At 70.7% G+C, this 8,992-nt stretch carries 5 protein-coding genes and 2 rRNA genes; 2 read left to right on the plus strand and 5 right to left on the minus strand.

Going from position 1 to position 8,992, the window contains the following annotated elements; genetic code table 11:
• The first annotated feature begins 69 nt into the window (after positions 1 to 69).
• Positions 70 to 3,441, plus strand: a complete 3,372-nt coding sequence (locus I4J89_RS52145) for a VOC family protein (RefSeq protein ID WP_373688214.1) — start codon at positions 70 to 72, stop codon at positions 3,439 to 3,441.
• 27 nt (positions 3,442 to 3,468) lie between these two features.
• Here the strand turns inward: I4J89_RS52145 and I4J89_RS45940 are convergent, their stop codons facing one another.
• Genes I4J89_RS45940 through I4J89_RS45950 form a run of 3 tightly spaced genes read right to left on the minus strand, consistent with a single transcriptional unit; the run spans position 3,469 to position 7,813 of the window.
• Positions 3,469 to 3,864 carry a DUF4233 domain-containing protein gene (locus I4J89_RS45940; RefSeq protein WP_196420547.1) on the minus strand — a complete coding sequence of 132 codons (396 nt, stop codon included), beginning with the start codon at positions 3,862 to 3,864 and terminating at the stop codon, positions 3,469 to 3,471.
• Positions 3,861 to 5,186 carry a bifunctional folylpolyglutamate synthase/dihydrofolate synthase gene (locus tag I4J89_RS45945; RefSeq protein ID WP_196420548.1) on the minus strand — a complete coding sequence of 442 codons (1,326 nt, stop codon included), beginning with the start codon at positions 5,184 to 5,186 and terminating at the stop codon, positions 3,861 to 3,863. The genes I4J89_RS45940 and I4J89_RS45945 overlap by 4 nt, the downstream gene beginning before the upstream one ends.
• A complete protein-coding gene (locus tag I4J89_RS45950; protein ID WP_196420549.1) occupies positions 5,183 to 7,813 on the minus strand; it encodes a valine--tRNA ligase in 2,631 nt (876 codons plus the stop codon). Before I4J89_RS45950 ends, I4J89_RS45945 begins: the two co-directional genes overlap by 4 nt.
• Before the next feature lie 74 nt (positions 7,814 to 7,887).
• Between I4J89_RS45950 and I4J89_RS45955 the strand changes: the two genes are divergently transcribed.
• A complete protein-coding gene (locus I4J89_RS45955) occupies positions 7,888 to 8,583 on the plus strand; it encodes a hypothetical protein (protein WP_196420550.1) in 696 nt (231 codons plus the stop codon).
• A gap of 53 nt (positions 8,584 to 8,636) precedes the next feature.
• On the opposite strand, the gene rrf is transcribed toward I4J89_RS45955, so the two are convergent.
• Positions 8,637 to 8,753: ribosomal RNA gene (gene rrf / locus I4J89_RS45960) — 5S ribosomal RNA — on the minus strand.
• Positions 8,754 to 8,864: 111 nt separating this feature from the next.
• Positions 8,865 to 8,992 (minus strand): 23S ribosomal RNA (locus tag I4J89_RS45965); the annotation flags it as partial.

The raw sequence follows: 8,992 nt of genomic DNA on the forward strand, positions 1-8,992 counted from the left end.
CCGGGCCGGCGTACTTTCGCGGATCCGCCGGCGGGCCATAACCTGACGGGAACAACCGGGAGGTCCACAGTGGCGAACCAGGCCGGCCGGCCCATCGCGCCCGCACGCAAATTGGTGGCGGCGGTCATGGGTACGCTCGCGGTCTTCGTGATCGTTTTCGGGCTCGGCATGTCGAGCATGGCCGTCGCGTTCTTCGGCGTCGCCGTCCTGGCGCTGGCCATCGTCCTAGCCATGGTCAACCTGTCCGGCCGCCGCGGCGGCCGGGCCACCGTGGCCGGAAACGCCGAGATCAAGTCGATCCCGCCGCCGCCGCTCTCGTCGGCCTACGGGCGCGCCGAGATCGAGGCGATCGTGGTCGCTCCCGGACTGGGGACCTTCGAGACCACGATCCGGGAGTCCCGGGTCCCGGTGGCGAAGTGGCCGGTCGTCGGGGGCACCGTGCCGATCACCGTGGACGTCGACGACACCCGGCGGGTCCGCGTCAACTGGAACGAGGCACCCGCCCACGACGAGGGCGCCGACCCGCCACCCCCGCCCCCACCGGGCGCCGACTACGCCGCACCCGAGGAGATCGACGACGACGTACTCGGTGTCGACGATCCCGCACCCTGGGAGGGGCGTGACCGGGATCGGGACTGGGCCTTCGACTCCGAGCCGCCGCCTCCGCCGCCGCCCGCGTACGCCGACGCCCGCTCGACCAACCCGGTCGTGGTCCGCGACACTCCCACCGGCACGATCGTCGAGGGACAGCTCGTCGACCCCGACGAGGAGCCCCCACCACTGCCGCGCCGCGCCCCGGGGGCCGCCCGCTTCGACCGCGCACCGGCCCAGGGCACCGCCCCCGACGAGGGCGATCCGGATCAGCCGTCGGCCGACCCGCCCCCGCCTGGCGCGGGCATGCCCGCCGGCGAGGACTCCGCCTATCGCCCAGCTCCCGACCACAACGAGGCTGGCACTCCCGGTTCGGACCCTGACCCCGGCGGCACATCGGGCTCCAGCGCCGAACCCGCTCCCGGCTACCAGACCACCGGCTACCACTCGGCCGACACGCCGCGCACGGCTGCCACCCCCGCCTCCAGCTACAGCGCGGCCGGCACACCCGACCCCGGTTCCAGCTCCGGCGGCATGTCCGGTTTCGCTTCCAGTGGTACGCCGGGCGGCGCCGCTCAGTCCACGGAGTCCGGCCCCTCCCGGTCCAGGGAGTCCGGCTTCACTGCCGGCCCCACCCAGTCCAGGGAATCCGGCTTCACGGCCGGCCCCGCGCAATCCAGGGAGTCCGGCTTCACGGCCGGCGCCGCCCAGGCCAGCGCTTACATGGCCGGCGGGACGCCTGGCTCGGGCGGCACCACCGGCTCGGGCGGCACCACCGTGCCCTCCGCACGCACCTCCTCCAGCCGCCCACCCGGTAGCCGCCCGAGCCCGAAACCCCGAGGCAGCACGGCCACCGCGACCGTCGAGCGGGACGATGCGTCCGAGGAGTCACCGACCACGGCATCGGCCGCCGCACCGCGAGCGGCTACCGGCCGCACTCCCACCCAGCGCACGCCAGCCGACTCCGACCCGGTGATCGACGTGCCGCTCGACGAACCCACCCGGCCCGTCCCGTCGGCTGACGCCACCACCGCCTGGCCACCCGCCGCCCCCGGCTCCCGCCACACCGCCGGCCCCGCAACCGCCTCACAGCCGACCGCCGGCCCGGCAACCAGCACAGGATCCACCGCCACTGCCGCCTTTGAGCCCACCGCCGGCACCGCCACCGCCTCGGAACCCACCGCCGACCCCGCCACCGCTACCGCCGCTGAGCCCACCGCCGGCCCCGGCACCGCCTCTGAGCCCACCGCCGACCCCGGCACCGCCTCTGAGCCCACCGCCGACCCCGGCACCGCCTCTGAGCCCACCGCCGACCCCGGCACCGCCTCGAAACCCACCGCCGGCCCCGGCACCGGCTCGGAACCCACCGCGGGTGCCGCGTCCACCGGCACCGGTCCCGCCGACGATGCCGACACCATCGCCTGGTCCGCCACCGTCCCGACCGAAACTCACGCCACGCCCCCGGCAGCCGGTGCTCCGGCCGGCACCGCCGGCTCCGATGCGGACGCCGACCCGGTCATCCCGTCCACCTCGTCCGGCCGGACCCGCTTCTTCGCGCAGCCGAACGACCCCACCGATCGGATTCCCACGCAGACCGGTCCGACCGCTTTCCGAGGAGCACCCCGCCCCGAGCCCACTCCGACATCCACCCCGTCCGTGCCGTCCCCGGTCTCGGCGCCGCCCACGGCACCCGCTCCGGACCGGCCGTTCCCCAGTGCGCCGCCGCCGTCCACACCACACCACACCGGCCCGGCCACGCCGACCGACGACACCACGGACATCGACATCCCGCTCGAGAGCGAGCCGGCGGACCGCTCCACCACGGACGATCCGGTCGACATTCCGTTGGACAGCAGCCCGGAACCGGCCCCCGAGACCACCCCCGCCGCCTCCAGCGCCATGGCCGACGGCATCATCGCGCCGCCGGCAGACTCCATCCCGGCCACCCAGCCACCACCCGCTCCCACAGCCGACGGTCCGGGCAGCCCGGCGTCAACCGCCCCACCAACGCCTGCCCCCACAGCCGACATCCCGGACAGCACCCCACCGCCTCCGCCGGCGGCCCATATCCCGGACAGCACCCCACCGCCTCCGCCGGCGGCGCACATCGCGGACAGCACTCCACCGCCTCCGCCCCCGGCTCACATCCCGGACAGCACGACGTCCGCAGCCTCAACGCGAGTCTCGGAGCCGGCCCCCGGAGAAAGCACCGATAGCCCCAGCCGCACACCCCCGGCACACTCCGGCGCCGGTATGGGCGTTGCCGCAGCAGCAGGTGCCGCCCTCGGCGCGGTCGCCGGAGCCGTAATCGGCCGAGCCAGCACCAACACCGACTCCAGCACCCCGGCGGACGCCGAATCCGACAAACCGACCCCCCGACCCACCGGCAGCCCCTGGGGCGACTTCGGCGGCACCGAGCCCGACGAACACGTCGCCGAGGTGATCACCGCCTACCCGAGCGCCCGCCCAGGCCCGGCCGGCGCGATCCACGGCGTCGGGATCACCGTCCTGGTCACCGATCTGAACCGGTCGATCGCCTTCTACCGGGACATCCTCGGCTTCTTCGAGATCGACAGCGGCGACGGAAGCGCCGTGCTCGCCTCCGGGGACACCCGCCTGGTGTTGCGCACCGTGCACAACCTCTCCGCGGATGCCGGTCGCCTGATCTACCTCAACCTCGAGGTCGGTGACGTCGACGCCGTTTACGAAGAGCTGCGGGAGAAGGGTGTGAAGTTCGTGCACTCGCCCCGCAAGGTGAACCGGGGCGACAAGCTGGAGCTCTGGTCCGCGACCTTCCGCGACCCGGACAACCACAACATCGCCATCACGCAATGGCGGGCCATCCGCTGAGCGCTGCGCCCCGGCAGGGGCGCGGCCTCAACCCAGGATCGACCGGCGTACGTGGTAGTTGTACGCCCACGCCAACCCGAAGATCACCCCGATCGCCGCAAGTGCCCAGTGCAACAGGCCGCCCGCGAGCAGCAGCACCTGCAGAACCGCTCCGGCGGGCCACGCCCAGCTGCGCTTCATGCTGCCGGCCAGGACGATCGCCACGACCACCGCGACGGCAACCGCGATGATCGCGGCGCCCTTGCGCTCCTCCGCGATGACGCTGAGCGGCGCGATCGCCAGGAGCAGCACGACCGCCTCCATCGCCATGGTTCCGGCGCCGAGTCCGCGTACCGCTGCTTCGGGGTTGCGGAGCCCGGAAGACCGCGCCGCGGCTGCCGGCTCGCCCTCCGCCGGCGCCGCGGCCTTGTCCGGCTCGGTCATCGTTTCAGCAGCTTCCGTGCGTCGGCGACGGTGACGACCGAGCCGGTGATCAGCACACCGACGCCGCTCAGCTCGCCCGACGAGTCCTCTTCGGCCAGCACCACGGCTTCTTCGATGGCGTCCGGCATGGTGTGCGCGATCGTCACCCGGTCCTCGCCGAAGACGGTGATCGCCAGTTGGGCGAGCTCTTCGACCGGCATCGAGCGTGGTGAGCTGTTCTGGGTCACGACGATCCGGGCGACCACCGGTTCGAGCAGGTCGAGCAGGCCGGTGGCGTCCTTGTCGCCGAGGACCGCGAGCACCGCGACCAGGTGCCGGAAGGTGAACTCCTCCTCGAGCGCGGTGACCGTCGCGGCCATGCCGTGCGGGTTGTGCGCTCCGTCCAGCAGGATGGTCGGCGCGCTGCGTACCCGTTCGAGCCGACCCGGCGAGTCCACCTGGGCGAACCCTTCGCGGACCAGTTCCACGTCGAGCTGCTTGCCCGCGCCGGCGCCGAGGAACGCCTCGACCGCGGCGAGCGCCGTGGCCGCGTTCTGCGCCTGGTGGGCACCGAAGAGCGGCAGGAAGATCTCGTCGTAGACGCCGCCGAGTCCTTGCAGGGTGAGCACCTGGCCGCCGACGGCCTGGGCGCGTTCGATCACGCCGAACTCGCCGCCCTCGCGGGCGAGGGTGGCGCCCATGTCCGCGCAGCGTTCCAGGATCGGCCGCATGGCCTCCTCGCTTTGCAACGCGGTGATCACGGTGGCGTCCTTGTGGATGATGCCGACCTTGTGCCAGGCGATGTCCTCGATGGTGTCGCCCAGCCATTCGGTGTGATCCAGCCCGATCGGCGTGAGTACGCACACCCCGGCCTCGATGACGTTCGTGGCGTCCTCCTCGCCGCCGAGGCCCACCTCGACCACCGCGATGTCGACCGGCGCGTCCGCGAACGCCGCGTACGCCATCGCCGTCGTCATGTCGAAGTAGGTCAGCGGCTCCGGGTTCCGCGCGTCGATCAGGTCGGCGAGCGGCGCCACCTCGTTGTACGTGGTGACGAGCCGCTCCTCGGTGATCGCATCCCCGTCGAGGCTGATCCGCTCCCGGACGGTCTCCAGGTGCGGACTCGTGTATCGGCCGGTGTGCAGCCCGTGCGCCCGCAGCAGCGCGTCGATCATCCGGGCCGTACTGGTCTTACCGTTGGTCCCGGTCAGATGGATCGCCGGGTACGCCCGCTGCGGGCTGCCCAGCACGTCCATCAGGTCCCGGATCTTCTGCATGTCGAAGACCATGCGGGTGAAGCCGCGCTCGTTGAGCGCGGCCTCGACCTCGGTGTACTCGCTCATGCTGCCGGCAACGTCTCGAGCGCGGCGGCGATCCGGACCAGGTCTGCCTCGGCGGCCGTCAGCCGCTCCTTGATCTTCGCGACCACGTGATCGGGAGCCTTGCCCACGAACGCCTCGTTGCCGAGCTTGGCCCGGCACTGGGTGGCCTCCTTCTCGGCGGCCGCGCGGTCCTTCTCCAGCCGGGCCCGTTCGGCCTTGACGTCGATCGCCCCGCGGGTGTCCAGGTCGACGGCGATCCCGCCGGTCACCGCGAGCGACGCGGTGGCCGCGAAGTCACCGCCGGGCGTGTCGAGCCGGGCCAGCGAACGGATCAGCGGCTCGTGCGCGTCGATGCCGACGTTGCCCAGGCCGGTGAGCGCCGCGGTGACCCGCTGGCTCGGCTTGAGGCCCTGGTCGGAACGGAACCGGCGGACCTCGGTGACCACCTTCTGCAGCGCGGCGATCTCGTCCTCCGCGGCGTCGTCGATCAGCGCCTTGTCGACGGCCGGCCACGCGGCCCGCGTCAGGGTCTCGCCACCGGTGAGCGCGATCCACAGCTCCTCGGTGACGAACGGGATGACCGGGTGCAGCAACCGGAGCAGCTGGTCGAGAACGTGCCCCAGCACCCGGCGGCTGGCTTCCCCGCCCTCGGCCAGCACCGGCTTGCTCAGCTCCAGATACCAGTCGCAGACGTCGTCCCAGGCGAAGTGGTAGAGCGCGTCGCAGACCTTCGCGTACTCGTAGCTCGCGAAGTAGCCGTCCACCTCCGCGGTCACGTGCTGCAGGCGGGACAGGATCCACTTGTCGACGGCGGAGAGCTCCGACGGCGACGGCAGATCACCGGCGACGGTCGCGCCGTTCATCAGCGCGAACCGGGTGGCGTTCCAGAGCTTGTTGCAGAAGTTGCGGGAGCCCTGGCACCACTCCTCGCTGATCGGCACGTCGGAGCCGGGGTTGGCGCCGCGGGCCAGGGTGAAGCGGGTGGCGTCCGCGCCGTACCGGTCGATCCAGTCCAGCGGGTCGACGACGTTGCCGAACGACTTCGACATCTTCTTGCCGAACTGGTCGCGGACCATGCCGTGCAGGTTGACCACGTCGAACGGTTGCTTGCCGTCCATCGCGTACAAACCGAACATCATCATCCGGGCGACCCAGAAGAACAGGATGTCGTAACCGGTGACCAGCACGCTCGTCGGGTAGAACTTCTCCAGCTCAGCGGTCTGGTCCGGCCAGCCGAGCGTGGAGAACGGCCACAGGCCCGAGGAGAACCAGGTGTCCAGCACGTCCTCGTCCTGGCGCCAGCCGGCACCCGACGGCGGCTGCTCGTCCGGTCCGACGCAGACGACCTCACCGTCCGGCCCGTACCACACCGGGATGCGGTGACCCCACCAGAGCTGCCGGGAGATGCACCAGTCGTGCATGTTGTCGACCCAGGCGAAGTAGCGCTTGGACAACTCGACCGGCTCGATCTTGACCCGGCCGTCGCGCACCGCGTCACCCGCCGCCTTGGCGAGCGGCCCGGTCTTCACGAACCACTGCAGCGACAGCCGCGGCTCCACGGTGGTCTTGCACCGCGAGCAGTGGCCCACCGAGTGCACGTAGGGTCGCTTCTCAGCGACGATACGACCCTGCTCACGCAGGGCCGCGACGATGGTCGGTCGCGCTTCATAGCGGTCCAGGCCTTCAAACGGTCCCGGTACGGTGATGACGGCGCGTTCGTCCATGACGGTCAGGCTCGGCAGCCCGTGCCGCTGGCCGATCTCGAAGTCGTTCGGGTCGTGTGCCGGGGTCACCTTCACCGCACCGGTTCCGAAGGCCGGGTCGACGTGCTCGTCCGCCACGATCGGGATCCGGCGGCCGGTCAGGGGCAGCTCCACCTCGGTGCCGATGAGGTGCTTGTACCGCTCGTCGTCCGGGTGCACCGCCACGGCCGTGTCGCCGAGCATCGTCTCGGCACGCGTGGTGGCGACGACGATCGCGTTGTCGCCCTCGCCGTACCGGATGGAGACGAGCTCGCCCTCGTCCTCGGTGTGCTCCACCTCGATGTCGCTGAGCGCGGTGAGGCAGCGCGGGCACCAGTTGATGATCCGGTTGGCGCGGTAGATCAGATCGTCGTCGAACATCCGCTTGAAGATCGTCTGGACCGCCCGGGACAGGCCCTCGTCCATGGTGAAGCGCTCACGGGACCAGTCGACGGAGTCGCCGAGCCGCTTCATCTGGCCGAGGATCGCGCCGCCGGACTCGGCCTTCCACTCCCAGACCCGCTCCACGAACTTCTCGCGGCCCAGGTCGTGCCGGGACAGCCGCTGGTCGGCCAGCTTGCGCTCGACGACGTTCTGCGTCGCGATGCCGGCGTGGTCCATGCCCGGCAGCCAGAGCACCTCGTAGCCCTGCATCCGCTTCAACCGGACCAGGGTGTCCTGGATCGTGTGGTCGAGGGCGTGGCCGACGTGCAGCGAACCGGTCACGTTCGGCGGCGGGATGACGATGGTGAACGGCGGCTTGTCGCTCTTCGGGTCCGCGGTGAAGTAGCCCTCCGATACCCACCGCTCGTACCGCCGCTGCTCTACCTCGCCCGGCTGGTACTGGGCGGAGAGGCCACCGGTGGGCCGGCTGTCGGGGGTACGGGGTTCGGTCGCATCGGTCACCCGACAAGTCTACGGAGCCCCGCCGCGAGCCCGTATTCGCACCTCCTCAGTCGCCAGGACGATACGCTCGCCAGATGTCCGACCGCGGCCAGCACATCCCCCCGTCCGCCGACACGCCCGCCCCCGCCCCCGCGGACGATGAGCCGATCCAGATCAACGACACTCCGTTCGCGTTGACCGGCGAGGACGAGCCCGACCCCCGTGACGCGGAGTCCAGCCGCAAGATGCGCAGGGTCGTCCTCGGCGCGCTGCTCACTGTCTCCCTCGCCGGCGCCGCCACGCTGGGCTACTTCGGCTGGAACGTCAACTCCCAGCGGAACACGACGCTCTCCGCCCCGCCCACGATCGGCGCGCTCACCCTGAACAGCACCGAGGACGCCAGCGCCACCGCGGAATATCTGCAGGGCGCGCTCTCCGCGGAGATCTCCATGGACAAGACGGTGGGCGGCGTCTACAGCGGCGCCGGCGGCAAGAACGTGCTGTTCTTCGGTGGCACGACGCTGCTCTGGTCACCGGAGAAGGACCTGGAGAACTCGTTCGATCTGATCGCCGACGAGGAGGGTGCCGTGACCGGCCTCCACGACGTCGACGCCGGCGAACTCGGCGGCGTCATGAAGTGCGGGATCACCAATTCCGAAGGCGCCGAACTCACCGTCTGCGGCTGGGCCGATCACGGAAGCCTGGCCCTGGCGATGTTCCCGGACCAGCCGGAAAGCGAAGCCGCGCCCCTCATGCTCGAGATCCGCAAGGCCACGCAGACCCGCGACTGATAGACAAAAAGAAAGGCCCACCCGTTTCCGGGTGGGCCTTTCTGTCACGTTGAGTCCGGCGGCGTCCTACTCTCCCACACCCTCCCGAGTGCAGTACCATCGGCGCTGGCGGGCTTAGCTACCGGGTTCGGAATGTAACCGGGCGTTTCCCCACCGCTATGACCACCGAAACAACTGTCAGCACCACAAACAGCCAGCAACCCTTTTCCTGGTTACCCAGGATCGGGGGTGGTTGTTCGTTTGCTGTGAATCACACAGTGGACGCAAGCATAAAGTTTAAGATGGTTAAGCCCTCGGCCTATTAGTACCGGTCAACTCAACACGTTACCGTGCTTACATTTCCGGCCTATCAACCCAGTCGTCTAGCTGGGGGCCTTACCCACTCAAGGTGGTGGGATACCTCATCTCG

The sequence above is a fragment of the Actinoplanes aureus genome, from assembly GCF_015704865.1.
Taxonomy (GTDB): domain Bacteria; phylum Actinomycetota; class Actinomycetes; order Mycobacteriales; family Micromonosporaceae; genus Actinoplanes; species Actinoplanes aureus.

What these genes read in the sequence shown, in the direction of transcription:
- I4J89_RS45940 (WP_196420547.1), bottom strand. Translation starts at nt 3,864, where the DNA reads ATGACCGAGCCGGACAAGGCCGCGGCGCCGGCGGAGGGCGAGCCGGCA.
- I4J89_RS45945 (WP_196420548.1), bottom strand. Translation starts at nt 5,186, where the DNA reads ATGAGCGAGTACACCGAGGTCGAGGCCGCGCTCAACGAGCGCGGCTTC.
- I4J89_RS45955 (WP_196420550.1), top strand. Translation starts at nt 7,888, where the DNA reads ATGTCCGACCGCGGCCAGCACATCCCCCCGTCCGCCGACACGCCCGCC.